Source organism: Pseudomonas sp. IT-P253 (assembly GCF_949768125.1).
GTDB lineage: Bacteria > Pseudomonadota > Gammaproteobacteria > Pseudomonadales > Pseudomonadaceae > Aquipseudomonas.
The window spans coordinates 1-21,517 of record NZ_CATKPT010000021.1; the positions used below are offsets into that span (position 1 = coordinate 1).

Consider the following 21,517-nt stretch of genomic DNA (forward strand, 5'->3'; position numbering starts at 1 on the left):
CGTCTGGGTTTCGAGAGGAACACCAATGTGCACGTCAAATCTCCTGCGTGATCTTATTGAGTAAACCCAGGCACTACGGATGAATGGGGCGGCAGGGATGTCCTATCAGCACGATTCCGCCAAATCGAAACGATCAATCATTCGAACACTGGCAAAAGTCGATTCGTTTCGTGCTTGGTCGAGCGCTGTCAGTTGTTTAGTTGATGACTGCTGCGTAGTCGCAAGCGTTGCCGGTTTGCGACTCATTTCAGAGCCGGAACGCTCGTCGCTTGGTGGAACACCAAAGTACTCGCGATAGCATTTGGAAAAGTGTGGCGTGGATACGAAACCGCATACATACGCCAACTCTATGATCGACAATGATGTTTGCTTAAGCAGTTGTCGCGCTCGAATAAGACGTAACCTTAAGTAGTAGCGTGACGGCGTACAGTGAAGGTATTTCTGAAATAGCCGCTCTAGCTGTCGACGAGACAGATCAACGTATTCTGCGAGCTTATCCAGGTCGAGCGGTTCCTCGAGATTGGCTTCCATCAACGCGACGATCTCCTGAAGCTTGGGTTGATGAGTTCCTAGTACATGCCTAAGCGGAATGCGCTGATGGTCTTGTTCGTTGCGTATGCGCTCGTAAACAAACATCTCAGAGATGGCTGCGGATAATTCACGACCATGATCGCGACCAATCAGGTGCAGCATCATGTCCAGCGGCGCTGTTCCCCCGGAGCTTGTGAATCGGTTTCGGTCGAGGGTGAAGAGACTCGCGCTGATGCTGACTCGTGGGAAAGCCTCCTGCATGGCGGCCAAAAACTCCCAATGCACGCTGCACTCGTAGCCGTCGAGCAGCCCGGCTTTTGCGAGCGCCCAGCTACCGGTGCACACACCTCCCAACCGTCTGGATTGACGCGCCAGGGCTTGCAGCCAGGTAATGTGCTCGCGGGTAATCACGCTCTGGATTCCAACACCACCGCACACGATTACAGTGTCCGCCACTAATGGATTGTTCCACGAAGCATCCGGAGTGATCGGCACGCCGTCACTGGCCCAGACAGGCTCTCCATCGGGGCTGAACGTATGCCAGCGATATAGCTCTCGCCCCGACAACTGATTGGCCATGCGCAGTGGCTCTACTGCGGACGCCAGGGAAATAAGTGTGAATTTATCCAACAGCAGAAAACCAACGGATTGAGTCGTACCGTCGGACACGGTGGAGTTCGATGACATCGTGGTCATGTCCTCACAAAGAGCGATTACGGCCTGAGACGCAGGAGCCTGTAATACCCCACCTTGGCGTAGGGAGTAGGTTTGGCGCAAATACCTCCTTGGTTTTATCCCACTGACGTCACCCTCGCAGCCTGCGCAGGGTGACGCGACGTCACAAGACCGATAAAGGAAATCGCCAGCGCCAGTCCAATAGTCGAGCTCACTTCGGTACGGTGCTCTGGGGTGATCATCATGACCGCCAACGCTGCGCAAATGAATGCGATCACCAGCCACGTCAGCCATGGAAACAGCCACATGCGAAAGGTCAGCTCGACATTCTGCCGACGCAACATCCGGCGCATGCGCAGCTGTGACACCGCGATGGCCAGGTACACCAGCAAGGCAATCGCGCCGGAGCTGGCCAGCAGGAACTCAAACAGCCCGGAGGGCATGAAGTAGCTCCATACGGTGATCGCCGCGCCCAGCACGGTGCTGGCGATGACTGCTGCCCGCGGCACGCCTTCGGAGGAGGTCGCCTTCAGCGCCTTCGGCGCATCGCCACGACGGCCAAGCGAGTACAGCATGCGCGAGGCAATGTAGATCGAGGAGTTCATGCAACTGGCCACGGCGATCAGTACCACCACGTCCACCATGAACTTGGCGTGGGGAATGTTCATGATTTCGAGTGCCCGCTGGTAGGAGCCTACCTGGGCCAGCAGCGGATCGTTCCAAGGTACCACGGAGATGACCACGAAAATCGACAACAGGTAGAACACACCGATGCGCCAAATCACCGAACGCGTAGCTTTGGCAATGTTCTGCGACGGGTTGTCGGATTCGGCGGCGGCGATGGTGACCGCTTCAGTACCAATGAAGCTGAACATGATGGTGATGAAAGCGCCGACTACCGCCGACAGGCCGTTGGGGGCAAATCCGCCATGCTCGGCCATCAGTCCGCTCAATCCGCTGACTTCCCGATCGGGAACCCAGCCCATCAGCACGGCAAAACCCACGCCGATGAAACCGATGATCGCCACTACCTTGGCCATGGCGAACCAGAATTCGAATTCGCCGTACTTGGAGACACTGAACAGATTGGTGATTACCAACGCAATGATCGACACCAGGGCGAACATCCAGGCATCGATCTGGGGAAACCATTGGTTCAACACATGGCCAGCGGCCAGTGCTTCAATAGGGATCACCAGCACCCAGAACCACCAGTAAAGCCAACCGATGGTGAAGCCTGCCCATCGACCTATTGCCTGGTCGGCATAAGTGGAGAACGAGCCGGTGTCAGGGTTGGCCACCGCCATTTCACCGAGCATGCGCATGACCAGAACGACGAGCAGGCCTGAGAATAGATAGGCCAGTAGGACGGCCGGCCCAGCAGCTGCAATGGCATGTCCTGAGCCGACGAATAAACCGGCGCCGATGATACCGGCGATTGACAGCATTGTTACGTGACGAGGCTTGAAGCCCTGCGCCAATTGGCCATTCGAATCCTTGGAGCTCGGGCTAACCATTGGTTTTTTTCTCTGCTGATCGACATTTAAGCGAATTGATGGGGGGCAATGGATCATCATTATTGCCTGCTGCCGCTTCCTAAAAATGGCAACCTTCAATTGCTGCAGTTCTTATCAAACCCATCATCGCGATGTGGTTATTTCTATGAAAAGACGCGCCACCTTACCCGGCTAGTCCGACGATTCAGTTGCCTGATCACGCCACCTCCTTGCCTGATATCGACACGTGCCAATTTAACGTTCATAGCGAAGACCAATCAGTCACGAAATGGCGAGGTGGAATCATTTTGTTTTTTTGAGGATTCTGCTAAAGCAGCAACGGATGGGGATTGCTTGGAAGGTTTAAGCGGCCGAGAAGGTTTCGGGACGAGGGCCGCGAGATCTCTCCGGGAAGAGCGGATTGGATGATTACTGCCTGTCGCGACCGGCTGAAAACGGCCGTTGCGATGCTATAAGTCAGCTCAGTTCGACTCAGACGGGGTCAACGGATAGAGACCGGCAAGCCGCGCGATGAGGACACCTACGTAAAAGATGTCTGCAAACTCTTCGAGCATCACAAATGAGCGGGCATGGTTGGTTAATGGAATGACATCGCCGTAACCAGTGGTCGAAATTCACGCCCTGAATCGCCCCGGGTTTTCTAGACATTTTCCATAAATCATTGATGCAGATCATGACACCAGCTTTGCAATCTGCTTGACTGCAAGATGAGGCGAAATTTAGCCAAGAGGATGAGGGGTTTAAAGGTACACGTTGCACCGACCTTTCAATTGAGCTTATGTGTCAGTCAGGCCTCAGTGCGAATGCCGAGAGTCATTGGGCGTTCTAAGCAACTGAACCAAATAGGACAGGCCCTGTGAAACTGCATCTGAAAGGCTCGAACGCAGCTCACCCTGACACGGCTTCACTTCGCCTCAACGTAGTATCGGGCCTCACGGCTGCTGCTGTCGTACTGCCTAAAGCAATGGCCTACGCGACTGTCGCGGGCTTGCCTGTTGCCGTCGGTCTGTATACGGCCCTCGTCCCAATGTTGATTTACGCACTCCTGGGAACGTCGCGAGTGCTCAGCGTCAGCTCCACTGCCACTCTAGCGATTTTGGCCGGTGTACAGATCGGCTTGGCCGTACCCGATGGTGACCCTGGGAAGCTGATCACGGCAACGGCAACACTCACCGCGCTGGTTGGTGCCATGTTGCTACTGGCGCGACTGATACGCCTGGGATTTCTTGCGAACTTCATTTCCTCCCCGGTGTTGAGCGGCTTCAAAGCGGGAGTCGGCCTTGTGATCGTGTTGGACCAGGTGCCAAAACTCCTGGGCATTCACGTTGCCAAACAAGGTTTTTTTGTCGACTTCCTCAACATTGTGCATCACTTACCCGCGAGCTCTCTGATCACGCTCGTGGTTGCTGCAGCAGCGTTCCTGATTCTCATTGCAATGGAACGCCTGTGGCCACATTCGCCAGCACCGCTCGTTGTGGTGGGAGGAAGTATTGCCGCCTCATGGTACTTCGGCCTACAGGCTCTCGGCGCTTCGACAGTCGGTGTGATTCCAGAAGGCTTACCCCCTTTCACGCTGCCCGATCTCGCATTGATTGAACAGATGGTACCGGGTGCACTCGGGATCGCGCTGATGAGCTTTACCGAAACGATTGCGGCAGGTCGTGCTTTTGTCCGGCCAGGCGATCCACCGATCAATGCGAACCGCGAATTGATCGCTACCGGGCTGAGTAACCTCGGGGGCGCGCTGCTTGGCGCGATGCCCGCCGGTGGAGGTACTTCGCAGACGGCGGTTGTACGCGCCACCGGAGGACAGTCTCAAGTGGTCTCGGTTGTCACTGCCGGCATGGCTTTCGCCACGATGCTGCTGCTTTCCGGACTTCTTGGGTATCTGCCTCACGCCACATTGGCGGCTATTGTCATCTACTACTCGGTCGGGCTGATTCAACCACGAGAATTCCTGGCTATTCTCAAGGTGCGCCCGATGGAGTTCCGCTGGGCGCTCGTAGCCACGTTAGGCGTGCTTTTGTTTGGCACGCTGCAGGGAATCACTGTAGCGATCGTCGTATCGGTGATCGGTTTGGCCTCTCAGACTGCTCGACCGCATGTGTATGTCCTTGGTCGCAAATGTGGCACCGACGTACTGCGCCCTTTGTCGGATGAACACCCGGATGACGAGACTTTCCCGGGGCTGCTGGTCGTGCGACCGGAGGGACGTCTGTTTTTTTTTAACGCGGACTATGTGAATGAGCAGATCATCGCGCTGAAAGCGCAGTATCACCCGCGTGTAATTGTTTGCGACATGAGTGCGGTGCCCGACATTGAATACTCGGCACTGCAGGCACTGATTGAGACCGAGAAACACCTGACCGAACTGGGCACCAGTCTGTGGCTGGCGGGGTTGAATCCTGGCGTACTTGAAATGGTGCGACGTGCTGGGTTCGACGAAAAACTTGGGGATGAGCATATGTTGTTCAACGCCCACGCAGCGATCGAGCGCTTTCAAGCTCAGAAGCCAACCCTGATCAGGGCCGCACAGTAGTCAGGTCTTGGGGCCGCAGTACTTTAGGTTTTTTCGCCGTCGTTGTTTGTTTGGATGCTCTGGGGCAGCGAAGAGCTAGCCAGCCTCCTGTCGGTCGTTAACTGGGTCACTGCCGGCGCTATCGCCGGGCAGGTGCAACAAGCCGAGCCTTCCAGCAACAAGCACTGCGTACGTACCGGCAGTCGATTCAATCGGCGTTCAGGGACGTTGAAAATGCCTTGGTCACGTCGAGCAAATCCAGAGAGCAGATGGCCTACCAGTGCAGGCCGAGGCGCTGCGCACTTATGGACAGATCGTCGTCGACAGCTCTGGCACCGGCTATCCCGAAATAGTTTTGTGGTCTGATACCAGCCCTGATGTTGCGGAGATAGAAGTGCTTTTCAGATCTGGAAGCACTCTAAAAATCTGGAACGTTTGGAAAAGCACTTTTGGCATGAAAGTACCTTCCTTCCCGAGACCCTCGACGATTACGTCAGCGATACCAATCCGGTGCGCGTAGTCGATGTCTTCGTTGACGAACTTGACCTGATCTCCTTGGGTTTTGATGGCGCTGTTCCAGCTGACACAGGCCGGCCTGCTTACCACCCTGCAATCCTGCTGAAGATCTATATATACGGCTATCTCAACCGTATTCAGTCGAGCCGGCGCCTGGAGCGAGAGGCCCAGCGCAACGTCGAACTGATGTGGCTGACCGGCCGCTTGATGCCCGATTTCAAGACCATTGCCAACTTCCGAAAAGACAACAGCAAGGCCATCCGAGGCGTCTGCCGCCAGTTCGTGATGCTGTGCCAGCAGCTGGGATTATTCGGAGAAAATCTGGTCGCCATCGACAGCAGTAAATTCAAGGCCGTCAACAACCGCGACCGCAATTTCACCAGCGCCAAACTGAAGCGGCGAATGGAAGAAATTGAATCGAGTATCAATCGGTATCTGACTGCGCTCGACGAAGCCGATCGGCAAGAACCACCGATCGCACAGCCCAAGGCTGCTCATCTTCAAGAGAAAATCGACAAGCTCAAAACTCAGATGAAAGAGTTACAGGTCATTGAAACTCAGCTCAACGAATCGCCGGATAAACAGGTCTCACTGACCGATCCAGACGCCCGTTCCATGATGACGCGCGGCACGGGAATCGTCTGTTACAACGTGCAGACAGCGGTCGATACCCCGCACCATTTGATCGTTGCACATGAGGTCGGTTCCGACTGCGATCAACTCAGCTCGATGGCCAAGCAGGCCCGCGAAGCGATGGCGTTGGAAACGTTATCCATAGTGGCTGACCGAGGTTACTTCAAAAGCGAAGAAAACCTGGCTTGTCACGACGCTAACATCACCGCCTATGTGCCCAAGCCAATGACCTCTGGAGCCAAAGCAGACGGACGTTTCAATAACGATGCCTTCATCTATGACACAGCGAAAAACGAATACATTTGTCCGGCTGGAGAGGCGCTGATCTGGCGCTATACCAACATTGAAAAAGGCCTGACGTTGCACCGTTACTGGAGTTCGAAATGCCGGGGCTGCGCCTTGAAATCGCAGTGCACACCGAGTACGGAACGACGAGTTCGACGCTGGGAGCATGAAGCCGTATTAGAGGAAATGCAGGCCCGACTGAGCAACGCGCCGGACATGATGCGGATCCGAAAACGGACGGTTGAGCATCCCTTCGGGACGCTCAAGCAATGGATGGGTGCGACGCACTTCCTGACCCGAAAGCTTAACGGGGTGAGTGCGGAGATGAGTTTGAATGTGCTCGCCTACAACTTGAAACGGGTCATGAAAATCATCGGAACCACTGGTTTGATGAAAGCGTTAACGGCGTAAAAACCGGTCTTTTTTAACCCATCCAAAGAGCTTTAAGAGGCTGCTGAGCCGTTTTAACTGTTCCTGGAAGCGTCGTGACCTTGATCAGGTTGCGAAACGTGAGCACGGTCTCCTAGCGTCGATATAGAAAACCCAATCTGACGTTTTTACACACTCTGGGCCGGTAGCTGCCCTTGCCGGGTGTCCGAATTGGGTTGTGGATTCAACCTTTCTGGCGAGTTAGCAGCCAGTGCTGTCGGCGGATTTATCCCGCGGCTGCGCACTAGCGACGATAGTAGCGGTGATCGTCCTCGTAGCGGTGCTGCATGTCCCGATCATGATGGCGCTCCCAATCACGACGGCGTTCGGCTTCCCGGCGGTCTTGCTCTCTACGCCAGTTTTCTCGGCGCCAATCGTCTCTTCGATCATGCCAACGGCCGTCATGCCAGTACCCGTCGTCATGGGCAAGCAATGGTCCCGGCTGTTTGCCGACCATACTGGCCAAGGACGGCCAAGGGTTGCCGGCAGCCTGGACCGGAGCCTGAACGGCTGCGACTTCAGTTGCGAAAACAGGGTTTGAAGTCTTCATCTGTGTTGCTGATGCCGAGCTCACTGCCGCAAACGCGAACAGGCCGAGGAGCACCATCCGTGGGACATTAAATTTCATGAGCGAAGACAACCTCTGATTGATAACTGGACGTGTGGCCATCTGGTTGCGGGAAACCTTCGGGTCGCCCTTACCGAGCTTTTTGTGCTTATCCACATAGACCGATAAAGAAGAAAAAGTTCTAGCAAGCCGACACATAAATCGCCAACGGCCTTAACGCTTGGCACACTGCGCAGTCAATAATGATGGAGGCGAGAGGTACTCGCAGCAGCTGCCGCGCAAGCCTGTTTACAAAAGTGGAAGATTTGCAGGAAAGGTGGCCTGTCACTTCTTGCGATTATCCTGGGGGCGCCTGGTTCGGGACTACGCTAAAGGCATGCGGATCGTCGATTAATTGTGAGCCACTGTTCGCGCTGCGTCCGTCCCTGGAGCGCCCAATGCCGCCCATCACCACGCGCCTGGTGGCCCTGTTGGTTCTTTGCCTGACGTTTGAAGTGCCAGCCCAGACCAACGCCTGCCCAGCTGGCGAGAAACTAGTGTGCCTGGACGGCTGCATCTGTCTGGGAGTGCCTGATGGCATTTACCAGATCGCGGCACCTGCCCTGGCGCTGTGGCTGACTCAAGCCCGCGCTGAAGCAGCCAGCGCCGGCATCCAACCCATTCCACCGCACATCCGGGAGCAACTGCTGCGCTGGTACGACCCCAGCGTCCTTGATACCGCGCGCTACAACGTCAGCGACAACGGCCAATTCAGCGCCGCTACTGCCATGCTGCAAAATCCCGATGTCGGTGCCGTGACGCTGATCGACATCATCCTCTTCCGGGACGCTCAAACCGCAGAACAGAACATCGCGCTTTGGGCTCACGAATTAAAGCATGTGCAGCAGTATCAGGAATGGGGGGTAGAAGGATTTGCCCAGCGCTATACCCAAGATTTCAATGCTGTGGAGGCGCCGGCTTATGCCATACAGGCTGAGGTCAGGCGGGCGGTGCGGGAAGGGACTGACTGAAGGGCCGCGAAGCTGTCTGTCTTACAGGCCAGTGCGGATGCCTCCTACGCCGAGCTTTGTTGAACGAAGCGGTCAATCAACCACCTCGCGGCGGGTCCCGGTGGCAAGTCCGTGCGGTAGATGACGTCGAAGGAATATTTTCCGCTTTTGTATTCCGGTATGTTCAGCAGCACGAGTCGGCCGCTGTCCAGATCTTCCTGGACCATCGGGGCTGGCATGTTCCCCCAACCAATGCCTTCACGCAGCAACATGTGCTTGGCTCCCAGGTCCGCCAGCCGCCATGTGCGGTTACTGAGAACGGCGAAATCCTTGTTTTTGGTCAGGAGTGAGCGATCGGACAGTACCAGTTGAGTGAACTCCCGCCCGGCGCCCGGAACATTCAAGTCGCTTGAAGCCAGCGGATGATTCGGGGCGGCCACCGGTATCAATTCGACACTGCCGACGCCAACTCTTTCGATGCCGCTGATTCCCTCATTCATGGGGCCGCTCACGCCGACGATCGCACCGCGGTTGATCACCAGCTCAGTGACGGCACCGAGTGCTTCCATGTGCAGGTGAAGTGCAACCGTAGGGAATTCTTCTCGAAAGGATTTGAGTGCGTCCACGACACGTTCGGCGGGAAGCATCACATCGAGCACGACGTGAACTTCGGCTTCGAGCCCCTGTAGCAGGCCTTTGACCTTGGCGCGCAATCCATGGACACCGTTGGCGATGGTTCTGGCTTCGGCCAGAACAGTGCGGCCGGCATCGGTGAGCTGGGGTTTGCGGGTCGTCTGGCGGTCAAACAGCGATACGCCGAGTTGCATTTCCAGGTTGGCGATCGAGTAACTGATGACGGAGGTGGCCCGGTGCAGTTTCCTGGCCGCGGCTGCAAAACTGCCGACTTCCACGACGGTCAGGAACACACGCAGTTGGTCCAGTGTCGGTGTTCCGGGGTCAGAGATCATGCCTGTTTCCTCGAGCGTAATGGTCAATGATTGCGGGCTAGCTTGTCTATTTTATCGAATCTAATGATCTAAATTAGCCAGCTATTCAGGTTAGCTGACGAGGCGCAAGATTTTCCTCACTAGGGCGGTTCATTTCGGATCGCACTCAATTGAAGGAAATACCCCATGTCTACTTCTTCCAACATCGCTCATTCAACTTCTGAACAGAACCGGTCTGACGTGACCCAAGCCTCGGCCTCGTTGATCGGGCGCATTCTGCTCAGCGCAATTTTCATCCTGTCCGGATTTTCGAAATTGGCCGCTCCCGCCATGATGATCGGCTACATCAGTTCCGTAGGCCTTCCGCTTCCGCAGTTGGCGCTGGCGGCGGCGATCATTGTTGAAATCGGTGGTGGCTTGGCGCTGATCGCTGGTTACCGCACCCGCACCGTAGCCGCAGTCCTGGCGTTGTTCAGCGTGTTTACTGCACTGGCTTTCCATAGCGCGCTGGGCGATCAAAACCAGTTCATCCACTTCTTCAAGAACATCGCGATGGCCGGTGGCCTGTTGCAGGTCGTGGCCTTCGGCGCCGGTCGCTTCAGCCTCGACGCTCGCCGTCGTTGATACCCCGGCGCTGCGAAGGCCGGTTCCCTTCCAGCGCGGTGTTTGTCTCCGGTTTTTTTCAATAGTCGAGGTCTCCATGAAAGCCATACGCGTGTACGAATACGGCAACCCTGAAGTTTTACGTCTGGAAGAAATTGCAGACCCAGTGGCCGGTGAAGGTGAGGTTCTGATCGATGTCGCCGGAGCAGGGGTCAACCCGATTGACTGGAAGATCCTTTCCGGGGCCATGAAAGCGTTCATCCCATTGCCGCTGCCTTTTACCCCGGGAGTTGAAGTGGCCGGTACCGTTGCCGCGGTAGGGAAGGGCGTCACTGAGTTCAGCATCGGCGATGAAGTGTTCGGCTTCATCAATATCGTCGGCGGTTATGCGACCAAAGCGGTTGCCCAGGTTTCAAAGCTGGCCTTGAAGCCGCATTCTCTGAGTGCGCTGCAGGCCAGTGCTGTGCCCGCAACCGCTTTGACGGCGTGGCAAGCGCTCACTGAACATGCCGGCGTGCAACGACGCCAGAAGGTATTGATTCACGCCGCCGCCGGTGGCGTGGGCAGCATGGCTGTGCAGATTGCCAAGTACCTGGGCGCTGAAGTCTACGCCACGGCCTCTGCACAGAATCATGCTTACTTGAAAGACCTCGGTGCCGATTACACCATCGACTATACGACTCAGGCCTTCGAGGAATGTGTATCCGGTGTCGATGTCGTACTGGATCTGGTGGGCGGCGAAACACAAACCCGTTCGTTTGCGGTCCTGAAAAGAAACGGTGTGTTGGTATCGCCTGTGAGCCTGCCGAACATGTCGCTGGCCAACGACTATGGTGTGACCCCGGCCAACTTTGCCACCCGCTCGGATGGCCGGCAGCTCGCGCTGATTGCCGAACTGTTCGACAAGGGGTACCTCACGGTCGATGTTGAGGCGTACCCCTTGAGTGAGGCGAAAGTGGCGATCGAGAAAAGCATGGGCCGTCATTTACGGGGCAGGCTTGTCCTCGATACCACCCAGTAAGTTATTGCCAGGTTATTAGGAGTGCCCCACCAGCACTACTGAACCCGGTAGTCAGTGGGGCGAGAAATACTGTTTCAAGCCAAAGACAAGACCGGCGAAGGGCATGCCGAGCGCGGCGTAGACGGCCTCGGCCTCGGGCGCGGCGTTGTCGGCCAGCATCTCGACGGCGACGTTCGAGTAACCGACAGGGATCACGCCGGCTTGCTGCATGCGCGCCACGCCCATGGCGACTTGCGTCTGGGAAAAACCGCCGGACGCATCGATCACGGCATAACTGTTGTAGCCATCGGCAAGCGCCGCGATCGCCGGGAAAGCGAGGCAAACATCGGTCGAAATACCCGCCACGATCAGGTGCTTGCGACCGGTTGCCTTGACTGCATCGACCACACGACGCTCATCCCAGGCGTTGACCGTGGTGCGTTCGATACGCTCCAGGTTTGGCAGCGCTTGCGCGAGTTCGGGAATCAGCGGGCCCCACATCGACTCGGTGGTCGTGGTCACGATGACCGGCACCTTCAACGCCAGCGCTGCCTTGGCCAGGCCGACGACGTTGTGCTTGAGCGTCAAGGTGTCGATGTCGCGTACGCCGGTGAAAAGGCCGACTTGATGGTCGACCAGAAGCACAACGGCATTGTCGCGAGTCAGGCGTTGGTAAAACTGTGATTGGTTCATGGCAAGGTGCTCCGGGGTGGGATGCCTAACCTTGGAATTGGGATGATCAGAGAACAATTAGGCAAAATGAGAACTATCGTCTACCCAGTGGAACGATATCTCGACGCAAGACTTCGATTGCCAATGGGCAGGGCCGGGGAGGTTTGGCAATGCTCGATCTTAACGACGTTTATTATTACGCCAAGGTCGTCGAACACCAAGGCAGAACGGCTGCCGCTCGGGCGCTCGACGTACCCAAATCCAGCATCAGTCGGCGCATTCTCGCGCTGGAGGCTCGCCTGATGTGATGTAGGAGCGAGCTTGCTCCGGGCGGCGTTCCGACGATGGTCGTTAACGATAACGCATGTTTATTGGCTAAACGCGGCGCTCTTAAGTCCATCGTCGGAACGCCGCCCGGAGCAAGCTCGCTCCTACAGCAGCATAACCCCCATGATCGGTCATTCCTGGCGCTGGTGGACGAGTGCAATCCAGTTGTGCCGGCTAGTCAACCAATCAGCCCAACCCTATTGTTTCAGCCATCGGGAGCGATCAATGCCGTTATGAGCATCCAGGCGAGCTTCGTAGCGGGTGAATTGGAGAACAACCATGTCAAACAGCAAAAAGCTCATCGCCGTCGTCGGCGCAACCGGTCATCAGGGCGGCGCCGTTGTGCGCGCGCTGCAGGCGAACGGTCAATTCAAGGTGCGTGCGTTGACGCGCAATCCAGCCAAGCATCCGCAGTTGGCTGACGAAGTCGTGCTGGCGGATTTGAATCGACCGGAAACACTGAAAGCCGCATTTGCCGGAGCACACGGGGTTTTTCTGGTCACCAATTTCCACGAAGCGGGTACTGACGAGCACAAGCAAGCACTCGCAGCCGTTCTCGCGGCTAAAGAGGCCGGCGTTCAACATTTCATCTGGTCGACGCTGCCGAACGTAGAGACGATCAGCCGCGGCAAGTTCGATGTCCCGCATTTCACGGACAAAGCAAAAATCGACCTTATCGTGAGTGAGGCCGGATTCGCGCACCACACCTTCGTGATAGCGCCGTTCTTCTATCAGAATCTGCTCGGCGTAATGGCTCCACAGAAGCAAGCGGATGGGACGATGGGGTGGGCGATGCCGCTCGATCCGGAGCCGCGCGTCATTCACATGGGCGATATCACCGAACTCGGCCACATCGTGGTCGGTGCGTTCGCGCAGCCGGAACTCGCAGGCAATGGCGAATATTTGCCGCTGGTCGGCGACTTCCTGAGCTTTAACGAGGTCATCACCGAACTGAATCGACCAGGGCACCATTTCTCGTACAAGCACATCCCGCAAGAAACGTTTGCCGGCGGGTTCCCTGGCGCCAAGGAAATCGCAGAGATGCTTGCCTACTTCGAGGCCCACACCTACCTCGGTGCGGATTCACGCGACGCAATCGCGCTGGCCAACAGAGTCGCCGGTCGACAGCCGACGAAATTTGCTGCGTGGGCTCGGGCTAACTTCGACATCCCGGCACTCGCCTGACGCATCGTTTGCCACTCGCTATCGATACACCTCGGGTGCGTCTGCGGCGTTCATCTTCTGGATCACCAACCCGATGAACGCCGACACCGCGAGCGGCAATTGCCGACGGCTTGGATACAGCACGTTCATGCCGTAGCCGTTGGGCTGGTATTGAGGCAGCACCGGGACGAGCACGCCAGCTTCTACCTCGAGCCTGGCCATCACGGGTGGCAGCAGCGCGATACCCAGCCCGGCCACGGTGGCCTTGCGCAGGGCTTGCGCAGTATTGCCGCTGAAGCGTCCGGCAACTTGCACTTCTTCCTCACCATTGGGGCCGACCAAACGCCATGTGGCGTGGCCGCTGGGATGCGCGGAGATCACACAATCGTGGTTCACCAGGTCCTGCAGCGTGTGGGGTGATCCGCGCGCCGCGAGGTAGGAGGGACTTGCCACCATCCCGACGCTGCGGGGGTCAAGGATCTGACGACCGACATAGCCTGAATCGCGCAAGGACCCGCCGCGAAAGGCAACGTCGATCTGCTCTGCGATCAAGTCGGCCTTCGCATCGCTGAGCACGAAGTCGAGCCGCACGCGCGGGTGCGCGGCCAGAAACTCGGTCACCCACTCCATCTGGAAGAAGTCGAAGAAGTCGGCCGGAGCCGCCACGCGCACCAGGCCACTGGGTTCATTGCTGCCCGTCAGCAACGCCTGTCCCGCTTCGAACAGACCGTCGACCGCTCCCGCGCAACGCTCATGAAAGTCTTGGCCGGCACTGGTAAGCGTGAGCTTGCGGGTGGAGCGTTGCAGCAGCCGCGTGCCGAGATGCACTTCGAGCTGCTGGACCCGGCGACTCACGGTATTGGGTGGCATGCCCATCCGTCGCGCCGCCTCTGCAAAGCTGCCGCTGCGTACCACCTGCACAAAAATGGCGATGTCATTGAGGTCGATCATGGCGGGTAATTCCTGGCGCTGGTGGACGAGTGCAATCCAATTGTATCGGCTAATCAAGCAATCGCCCCGGGCCTATTGTTTCAGGCATCGAGCCGCGAGGCGTCCAACTCTCCAATGAGTAATCATCATGACCGTTCAGCAACAACCACACATCGGTATCGATCTCGGCTATACACGCGAAACCGATACCCGTCGCGCAATCAGCTATCGCACCACAGGCAGCGGGCATGGCTCTATTGTCCGATTGATGAGTCCTTCCGATTTTGGCCACCTGATCAAGCCTTTCGTTTTTCTTGACCTGTTTGAAGGCGAGAGTTCATTCATCGGTGGTATGCCAATGCACCCTCACTCGGGAATCGCCACCGTCACCGTCATTACCGAAGGTAATTTGCACTTCGAGGATGCCGAGTCGGGCACAGGGACCCTTGATTATGGTGGTGTTGAATGGATGCGGGCGGGAGGCGGGGTCTGGCACGGGAAGGAGATGTCGGTGGGGACATCGAAGCGGATTCAAGGTTTTCAACTTTGGGTTGCACTACCGCCCGCGTTGGAAAACGCCAGTGTCGACAGCCAGTACCTGGAGTCGAGCGTGATGCCTGAAGTGGGGCCTGCACGTGTGATTCTTGGCACCTATCAGGATGTCAAAAGCCCGGTCCGTGCTCCCGCTGGAATGAACTACCTGTTGGTCACGCTGCGTGCCGGGGAATCCTGGACTTATGCTCCACCCCATGGGCATGAGTCATTGTGGTTGAGTGTCAGCCGGGGAGCTCTTTTCGCCCCCGGCCTGGTCAACGCGGGAGAACTGGTCATCTTCGAACCCGGTAGCGGTGCGGTTACGCTGAAGGCCATGCAAAAAGACACGGTCTTCGTGATCGGTTCAGCGGTCCCTCATCCTTATGAACTTGCGCTGGGAAATTACTCCGTGCACACCAACCCGCAAGCCTTGCGTGCGGGAGAGGCAAAAATTGCAGAGATTGGCGTTCGGTTGCGCGAGTACCTGCAAACGCCAAACAGGTCAGCTAACGTGCCCGTATTCAAATAACCCAGCCGACCCCGCCCTGAGTAGCCGCGGTCCCTGTGGCGAGGGAGCAAGCTCCCTCGCCACAGGTTACTTATCGTTCGTTCTTGGATACAGCACGTTCATGCCGTAGCCGTTCACCTTCATGACCGCTCGTAAGCCTGCACGAGGGTTAGTGCTCACTTGGCTATTCTTGACAACACGAATGTATGGCCGACGCCGGCAGAGCCAGAAGCAAAGGTCTGGCTACAGGGTTGCAAGTTGAACAGAGGATTGAATGATGAAGATGTTACTTATGGTTGAGTGCCCTAATGAACCCTTCAACTCCCTCGTCAAAGCCGGGAAGGTGGGCGAGGTTATTGAACGCATCCTGGAAAGCATCAAGCCGGAAGCGGCGTACTTTACCGAGCAAGATGGAAGGCGCGGCGGGATTTTTCTGGTCGACGTACAAGACTCAGCCGACATCCCCGCTTATGCGGAACCGTTTTTTCTCAACTTCAATGCCAGCTGCAAATTCCGTATTGTGATGAGCCCGCAGGATCTGCAAAAGGCCGGTCTGGAGACGCTCGGGCAAAAGTGGGCGTGATGAGTTCGTCCGTTGACCCTTCGTCATAAGACGCGTATCGAGGTCCTGACCCTCTGTAGGACGTGCGCGTACGATCAATCAACATTGCGAGAGGGCGCGTGTTTAAGCGCCCTCAAGCTTACTTCCTGAAAGCTACAAAACCTTGCGCCGTTGCCTACGGTTACGCCAGAATCCGCCGGCTTGTGCGCCTTGGGGTCGCCCGGTAACTTGATTCGTGTCACTGCTCATCAGTGATCGGGTTTAGTCGCCCGGGGTGATTCGAAGCGCATTTGCAATCCAAACAGTCAGGCCATTGTATGCCTGCACTTCATGGTAGCTGTGCGTAGGGCGCCTTCGGGCGCGCCGGTTTTGAGTCTCCCCCGGTCGACTAACCTGCGTACAGCTGCCACCCCTCGTTTAGTCGCAAGTCGGTGACGGCTCCACGTTTTTGGAGACTTCAAAATGATCAAGCCTTCACCTAACCCGCCAGACACCGATCCGGCATCCCCGTACGAACCCGACTCAAACAAACTCAACGAAGCCGCCGAACGCGCCCTCGACTTTCACTTCCCCTCGACCGCCGACATCAAAGCCAAACCGCGTACACCCAGCACCCTGTTTACCGTGGACCCGGAGGCCACGACCGAAACCCTGATGGTTTACCTGGTCGAAACGCTGGCCTCGGTCGATGTGATGGTCCATCACTTGGTGGATCTTCTAGAGGGTGGGTCGCGCAATGCCCTGCTGGGTATTTCAAACAGCATCATGCTGGCGGAGATCACGGCGAACCGGGTGCTGGATCAAATCGACCCACCTGAGTAACCGCTGTCGTAGGAGCCGAGCTTGCTCGCGATGGACTCAAGGGCGACGCGTTTATTCAAAGCACGCGTTATCGTTAACGTCCATCGCGAGCAAGCTCGGCTCCTACAGACGGCCGTGGAATGCCGCTTCGAAAATTTCTGCCGCGCCGGTCCGTGTCAATGGCAGCGGGTTGCCGCCGGCCGAGGGATCGACAATTGCCATGTCCGCGATCAGATCGGCTTGCCGATCATCCACCCCCAGTTCAAACAGCGTATGGGGCACGGCGATGTCCTTGCGCAATTTGAGGACGAAGGCCAGGAAACTGTCGAAGCCGGGAGAGGGCAGGCGCAAATAGGCCGCCAGGCGTGTGATGCGTTCTTCAATGGCCGGGCGATTGAATTTCAGTACATAGGGCATCAAGGTGGCGTTCGTCATGCCGTGATGGGTGTCGTACAGCGCGCCAATCGGATGCGCGAGGGCGTGCATCCCGCCCAGGCCTTTCTGGAAGGCGGTGGCGCCCATTGCGGCAGCCGCCAGCATTTGCCCTCGGGCATCCAGATCGGAAGGAGTGTGTACGGCCCGCACCAACGCATTGGCCACCAGGCGCATCCCTTCCACCGCGATGCCATCGGCCATGGGGTGGAAACCGGGCGCGCAGTAGGACTCCAGGCAATGCGCTAGCGCATCCATGCCCGTGCCCGCGGTGACTTTTGCCGGCATGCCAACGGTGAGGGCCGGGTCACTGATCACCACGCGCGGCATCATCTTCGGGTGGAAGATGATGCGTTTGGTGTGCGTACCTTCGTCGATGATCACCGCCGCACGGCCGACTTCGGAGCCGGTCCCTGCAGTGGTCGGCACCGCGATGATCGGGGCGATGCTGCTTTCGTCGGCACGGGTCCAGTAATCGCCGATGTCTTCGAAATCCCACACCGGTCGGGTCTGGCCGCTCATGAACGCGATGAGCTTGCCCATGTCCAGGCCACTGCCGCCACCGAAGGCGACCACGCCATCGTGTTTACCGGCGCGCCAGGCATCGAGCCCGCCTGCCAGGTTGGCTTCAATAGGATTGGGCTTGAGGTCACAAAACAGCGCTACGCCAAGGCCGGCAGCGCGCAGGGCGTCCAGCGCCGCCGTGGTGATTGGGGCACGCGCCAGGCCGCTGTCGGTGACCAGCAACGGTCGCTGGATACCCTGGCTGCGACAGACTTCGGCCAGTTCGGTGATGCGACCGACACCGAAACGAATGCTCGTGGGGTAGTTCCAGTTTCCAGTCAGGCTCATGGTCTATACCTCGTGGCGCAGATGGAAGGATTTGGCGCGGGTCAGGTGCTCGTAACCCAGGCGCGACAGCGTGACGCCGCGCCCACTGTTCTTCACCCCGGTCCAGGCCAATGTCGGGTCCAGGTAATCACAGCGGTTCATGAACACGGTGCCAGTGTCGATCTCGTTGCCCAGGCGTTCGGCGGCGGCGAGATCTTGCGTCCAAATGGACGCGCTAAGCCCAAACTCACTGTCGTTCATCAGGGCGATGGCTTCGTCGTCGCTGGCCACCGGCATGATGCCGACCACCGGACCAAAGCTTTCATCGCGCATGACCGACATTTGATGGGTGACGTCGACTAACACTTGCGGGGCGAGGTAAGCGCTGCCCGGCGCGTCAGCAGGAAAAGTCGATGGATCGATCAGCGCTTTGGCCCCCTTCGACAGCGCCTCGGCGATCTGCCCGCGAACGAATTCAGCTGCACCCGGTGACACCATCGGGCCCAGTGTGGTGGCTGGGTCCAGCGGGTTGCCCAGCACGTATTGGCGGGTCAGGGCGGCGAAGCGCTCGACAAAGATCGGGTAAATTTTTGCATCGACGTAAATGCGTTCGACGGCACAACAGCTTTGCCCGGAGTTGAAGAAACTGCCGTCCACCAGATTTTCCACCGCATGCTCGAGGTGAGCGTCTGCCCGGACATAGGCCGGGTCTTTGCCGCCGAGTTCCAGCCCCATGCCGAGGAAGTGTCCCGAGGCGGCGCTTTCCATGGCCCTGCCGGTGTCCACCGAACCGGTGAAGTTCACCTGTTGCACCCGTCCAGAGGTAATGATCGCCGCGGTATAGGTATGACTCAGCAGCAGGTTTTGGAATAGCCCTTCGGGCAGCTTGGCGCGGCGAAATGCCTCGGCGAAACGCTCACCGACCAGCAGCGTTTGCGAGGCGTGTTTGAGGATGACGCTGTTGCCGGCCATCAGCGCCGGGATGATCGTATTCACTGCCGTCAGGTACGGATAATTCCAGGGTGCGACGACCAGCACCGTTCCTAGCGGCTCGCGTTTGATACAGCGCCGAAAACCCGCGACAGGTGCGGGTTCTATCGCGGCCAACGCTTCAGGCGCAATGGCGATCATATGACGGGCCCGTTCTTCGAAACCGCGCAGCTCGCCGGCGCCAAAGCGTACCGGGCGGCCCATTTGCCAGGCCAGTTCCGGCACGATGTCGTCTTTCATCGCCAGCATCGCGTCCACGGCAGCGCTGCATAAGGCGGCGCGTTCGCTCAGCGGGCGGTGTTTCCATAATGCCTGGGCGGTGGCAGCAGCCGTCAGCGCCTGCTCGACCTGCGCAGCATTGGCACGCGGGCGTTCGACGTAGACCTGGCCATCGACCGGAGAGATGAGTTGAATCATTGCAGTCACGCTCTTCTGGATAATGAAAGTCTCAATAGCGCTCGAAGCCGCGCTGCAGTTCCCAGTCGGTGATCCGGCGGTCGTACTCTTTCTGCTCCCATTCGGCGGTGTGCACGTAGTGATCGATCACGTCATCACCGAACGCCTCGCGCAACATGGCCGAGGTTTTGAGTGCGGCGCAGGCATCGCGCAGGGTCTTCGACACTTCAGGCAGATGCTCATCCAGATAGGCATCGCCTTCAAAGGGCGGCGCCAGGCTGAGCTTTTCGTCGATGCCGGCCAGGCCTGCGGCGATCAACGCGGCGAAGGCCAGATAAGGGTTGAGGTCGGCGCCGCCGATACGACATTCGATGCGGATGGCTTTGCTGCCCTCTGCACACAAGCGAAAGCCCGCAGTGCGATTGTCCAGACTCCACACCGCCCGTGTCGGCGCGAAGGTGCCCGCCTGAAAACGCTTGTAGGAATTGATGTAAGGCGCGAGAAAACAGGTGATGTCGTTCGCGTATTTGAGCTGCCCGGCCACCCAGGAACGCATCAGTGCCGACATGCCGAATTCAGCCTTTGCGTCAAAGAACAGCGGCTTTTTGGCGTTCTTGTCCCACAGCGAATTATGGATATGGCTGCTGGAACCGGCGGCGTCATAGCGCCACTTGGCCATGAATGTGATGGCCTTGCCCTGCAATTGCGCGATCTCTTTGCAGGCGTGTTTGATGATGACGTGATGGTCGGCCATGGTCAGGGCATCGGCATAACGGATGTTGATTTCTTCCTGGCCCGGCCCCCATTCACCCTTGGAGTTTTCCACGGGAATGCCGGATGCCTGTAAATGCTTGCGAATTGCCCGCAGCACCGGTTCCTCGCGGGTGGTCTGCAGGATGTTGTAGTCCTCGATGTAATGACCGGCCGTTTTCGGTTTGTGGTAGTTGCGCTTGTGGATGGCCTCGTAGCTCTCGTCGAACAGATAGAACTCCAGTTCCGAGGCGAACATGCCGGTGTAGCCGCGCTCGCGCAGTCGCTCAATCTGTCTTTTCAGAATCGCTCGAGGGCTGTGCGGCAAATCCTGTCGATGGTGATGATCGAGCACGTCGCACAGCACCAGCGCCGTGCACTCCAGCCAGGGCACGCGGCGCAGCGTGGACATGTCCGGTTTGAGCACAAAATCGCCATAGCCTTTGCTCCAACTGGCCGCGGCATAACCCGGCACCGGTTCCATGTCGATGTCGTCGGCCAACAGGTAATTGCAGCAGTGGGTTTCCTCATGACCGCTGTCGATGAAAAACTCGACCTGGAATCGCTTGCCGACCAATCGCCCCTGCATATCGACCATGCAGACCAACACGGTATCGATCTCGCCGGACGCCGCGGCGCGCTTGAGTGCTTCGAAACTGAGAAGAGGCTCGGTCATCACGTCAATCCTGCGTGAATGATTTGGGATTCCTGAAATAGCTGTTGCAGATGCTCTTCAGAAAAAACCAAAACCTGCAGACGCGAGCATCGTGAGCAATAAGCTGCTCAAAGCTTAGCCTACTGTTGCTTTTCGCAAGTCTGGGTCATCAAAAACGGATGGGCCGGGTCGGGCAGTGCGCAGGGTGCAGCGAGGTATTTGCCGTGTGTCGCCTCAGTTTTGAAGGACAGCCCATTCAACATAAGCCTGGCTGCTGCCTCCCGTCGCAAGGGGCGACGAGAGGGAGCATAACGCGTGCGTAGCCGATTGCTGCCCGTCAATAAAGGCAGCTATCGGCTGTACTGGATAGTTGAAACGTATGAGAGTGCATTAAAAATTCACGCCCTCGCCGCACAGACAATCACCTCAACCAACAACCTCGGGTCCGCGAGTTTCGCCTCGCCACAGGCCCGCGCCGGGGCATGTCCTTTTGGTACCCAGGCGTCCCACACTGCATTCATGGCGTCGAAGTCCGCCATGTCTGCCAGCCAAATGGTGGTTTGCAGCAAGCGCTCCCGCGAGGAGCCGGCTTCCAGGAGCAAGGCATCGACTCGTGCCAAGGCATCGCGAGTCTGCTCGGCGACGTTGTGTTGGGCTTCACCGACCTGGCCAGCCAGAAACACTGTATTGCCATGAATAACAATCTGGCTCATGCGCGGTTTGGTGTGCTTGCGCTCGATGGTTGGCATCAATT

Annotated in this window: 20 protein-coding genes and 1 pseudogene; 10 read left to right on the plus strand and 11 right to left on the minus strand. The window is 57.6% G+C overall.

Going from position 1 to position 21,517, the window contains the following annotated elements; genetic code table 11:
- Window positions 1–105: 105 nt before the first annotated feature.
- The 3 genes and pseudogenes from ACM6IR_RS12495 to ACM6IR_RS12505 all read right to left on the minus strand — a co-directional run.
- On the minus strand, window positions 106–1,218 hold the full coding sequence (locus ACM6IR_RS12495; RefSeq protein ID WP_414908039.1) for a GlxA family transcriptional regulator: 1,113 nt from the start codon (window positions 1,216–1,218) through the stop codon (window positions 106–108).
- Between the two features lie 104 nt (window positions 1,219–1,322).
- On the minus strand, window positions 1,323–2,723 hold the full coding sequence (gabP, locus tag ACM6IR_RS12500) for a GABA permease (protein ID WP_414907974.1): 1,401 nt from the start codon (window positions 2,721–2,723) through the stop codon (window positions 1,323–1,325).
- Between the two features lie 461 nt (window positions 2,724–3,184).
- Window positions 3,185–3,337 (minus strand): annotated as a pseudogene (locus ACM6IR_RS12505) (ion channel); the annotation flags it as partial.
- A 242-nt stretch (window positions 3,338–3,579) separates the two neighbouring features.
- On the opposite strand from ACM6IR_RS12505, the gene ACM6IR_RS12510 reads away from it, so the two are divergent.
- The gene (locus ACM6IR_RS12510) at window positions 3,580–5,262 is read left to right on the plus strand and encodes a SulP family inorganic anion transporter (protein ID WP_414907975.1); all 1,683 of its coding nucleotides are present in this window, start codon (window positions 3,580–3,582) and stop codon (window positions 5,260–5,262) included.
- A 414-nt stretch (window positions 5,263–5,676) separates the two neighbouring features.
- Window positions 5,677–7,086 carry an IS1182 family transposase gene (locus ACM6IR_RS12515; protein ID WP_414907976.1) on the plus strand — a complete coding sequence of 470 codons (1,410 nt, stop codon included), beginning with the start codon at window positions 5,677–5,679 and terminating at the stop codon, window positions 7,084–7,086.
- A 262-nt stretch (window positions 7,087–7,348) separates the two neighbouring features.
- On the opposite strand, the gene ACM6IR_RS12520 is transcribed toward ACM6IR_RS12515, so the two are convergent.
- The gene (locus ACM6IR_RS12520; protein WP_414907977.1) at window positions 7,349–7,732 is read right to left on the minus strand and encodes a hypothetical protein; all 384 of its coding nucleotides are present in this window, start codon (window positions 7,730–7,732) and stop codon (window positions 7,349–7,351) included.
- Between the two features lie 377 nt (window positions 7,733–8,109).
- Here ACM6IR_RS12520 and ACM6IR_RS12525 point away from each other — a divergent pair, with 377 nt between their 5' ends.
- The gene (locus ACM6IR_RS12525) at window positions 8,110–8,682 is read left to right on the plus strand and encodes a DUF4157 domain-containing protein (RefSeq protein WP_414907978.1); all 573 of its coding nucleotides are present in this window, start codon (window positions 8,110–8,112) and stop codon (window positions 8,680–8,682) included.
- 44 nt (window positions 8,683–8,726) lie between these two features.
- On the opposite strand, the gene ACM6IR_RS12530 is transcribed toward ACM6IR_RS12525, so the two are convergent.
- Window positions 8,727–9,629, minus strand: coding sequence for a LysR family transcriptional regulator (locus tag ACM6IR_RS12530; protein WP_414907979.1), 903 nt, complete (start codon window positions 9,627–9,629; stop codon window positions 8,727–8,729).
- 165 nt (window positions 9,630–9,794) lie between these two features.
- Here ACM6IR_RS12530 and ACM6IR_RS12535 point away from each other — a divergent pair, with 165 nt between their 5' ends.
- Together ACM6IR_RS12535 and ACM6IR_RS12540 are read left to right on the plus strand one after the other, a co-directional pair.
- The gene (locus ACM6IR_RS12535; RefSeq protein ID WP_414907980.1) at window positions 9,795–10,232 is read left to right on the plus strand and encodes a DoxX family protein; all 438 of its coding nucleotides are present in this window, start codon (window positions 9,795–9,797) and stop codon (window positions 10,230–10,232) included.
- Between the two features lie 76 nt (window positions 10,233–10,308).
- A complete protein-coding gene (locus ACM6IR_RS12540; protein WP_414907981.1) occupies window positions 10,309–11,232 on the plus strand; it encodes an NADP-dependent oxidoreductase in 924 nt (307 codons plus the stop codon).
- 51 nt (window positions 11,233–11,283) lie between these two features.
- Here ACM6IR_RS12540 and ACM6IR_RS12545 read toward each other — a convergent pair whose 3' ends face one another.
- Window positions 11,284–11,904 (minus strand): isochorismatase family protein, encoded by a 621-nt coding sequence (locus tag ACM6IR_RS12545; RefSeq protein WP_414907982.1) that lies wholly within the window; start codon window positions 11,902–11,904, stop codon window positions 11,284–11,286.
- A gap of 149 nt (window positions 11,905–12,053) precedes the next feature.
- On the opposite strand from ACM6IR_RS12545, the gene ACM6IR_RS12550 reads away from it, so the two are divergent.
- The gene (locus ACM6IR_RS12550) at window positions 12,054–12,191 is read left to right on the plus strand and encodes a LysR family transcriptional regulator (protein WP_414907983.1); all 138 of its coding nucleotides are present in this window, start codon (window positions 12,054–12,056) and stop codon (window positions 12,189–12,191) included.
- Between the two features lie 298 nt (window positions 12,192–12,489).
- A complete protein-coding gene (locus ACM6IR_RS12555) occupies window positions 12,490–13,395 on the plus strand; it encodes an NmrA/HSCARG family protein (protein WP_414907984.1) in 906 nt (301 codons plus the stop codon).
- Between the two features lie 18 nt (window positions 13,396–13,413).
- Here ACM6IR_RS12555 and ACM6IR_RS12560 read toward each other — a convergent pair whose 3' ends face one another.
- The gene (locus ACM6IR_RS12560; protein ID WP_414907985.1) at window positions 13,414–14,325 is read right to left on the minus strand and encodes a LysR family transcriptional regulator; all 912 of its coding nucleotides are present in this window, start codon (window positions 14,323–14,325) and stop codon (window positions 13,414–13,416) included.
- A gap of 127 nt (window positions 14,326–14,452) precedes the next feature.
- On the opposite strand from ACM6IR_RS12560, the gene ACM6IR_RS12565 reads away from it, so the two are divergent.
- The 3 genes from ACM6IR_RS12565 to ACM6IR_RS12575 all read left to right on the plus strand — a co-directional run bounded on the left by ACM6IR_RS12565 (window position 14,453) and on the right by ACM6IR_RS12575 (window position 16,730).
- Window positions 14,453–15,367, plus strand: a complete 915-nt coding sequence (locus tag ACM6IR_RS12565; RefSeq protein WP_414907986.1) for a pirin family protein — start codon at window positions 14,453–14,455, stop codon at window positions 15,365–15,367.
- A gap of 256 nt (window positions 15,368–15,623) precedes the next feature.
- Window positions 15,624–15,929: a panthothenate synthetase gene (locus ACM6IR_RS12570; protein ID WP_414907987.1), complete on the plus strand. Its 306-nt coding sequence runs from the start codon at window positions 15,624–15,626 to the stop codon at window positions 15,927–15,929.
- Window positions 15,930–16,370: 441 nt separating this feature from the next.
- Window positions 16,371–16,730, plus strand: coding sequence for a DUF6124 family protein (locus ACM6IR_RS12575; protein WP_414907988.1), 360 nt, complete (start codon window positions 16,371–16,373; stop codon window positions 16,728–16,730).
- Between the two features lie 102 nt (window positions 16,731–16,832).
- Here the strand turns inward: ACM6IR_RS12575 and ACM6IR_RS12580 are convergent, their stop codons facing one another.
- The 4 genes from ACM6IR_RS12580 to ACM6IR_RS12595 form a co-directional block, all read right to left on the minus strand.
- Entirely contained in the window at window positions 16,833–17,993 is a 1,161-nt protein-coding gene (locus tag ACM6IR_RS12580; protein ID WP_414907989.1) for an iron-containing alcohol dehydrogenase, read from the minus strand.
- A 3-nt stretch (window positions 17,994–17,996) separates the two neighbouring features.
- Window positions 17,997–19,388 carry an aldehyde dehydrogenase family protein gene (locus tag ACM6IR_RS12585; protein ID WP_414907990.1) on the minus strand — a complete coding sequence of 464 codons (1,392 nt, stop codon included), beginning with the start codon at window positions 19,386–19,388 and terminating at the stop codon, window positions 17,997–17,999.
- 22 nt (window positions 19,389–19,410) lie between these two features.
- Window positions 19,411–20,784 (minus strand): glutamine synthetase family protein, encoded by a 1,374-nt coding sequence (locus tag ACM6IR_RS12590; RefSeq protein ID WP_414907991.1) that lies wholly within the window; start codon window positions 20,782–20,784, stop codon window positions 19,411–19,413.
- Between the two features lie 377 nt (window positions 20,785–21,161).
- The gene (locus ACM6IR_RS12595; RefSeq protein WP_414907992.1) at window positions 21,162–21,512 is read right to left on the minus strand and encodes a RidA family protein; all 351 of its coding nucleotides are present in this window, start codon (window positions 21,510–21,512) and stop codon (window positions 21,162–21,164) included.
- Window positions 21,513–21,517 lie beyond the last annotated feature (5 nt).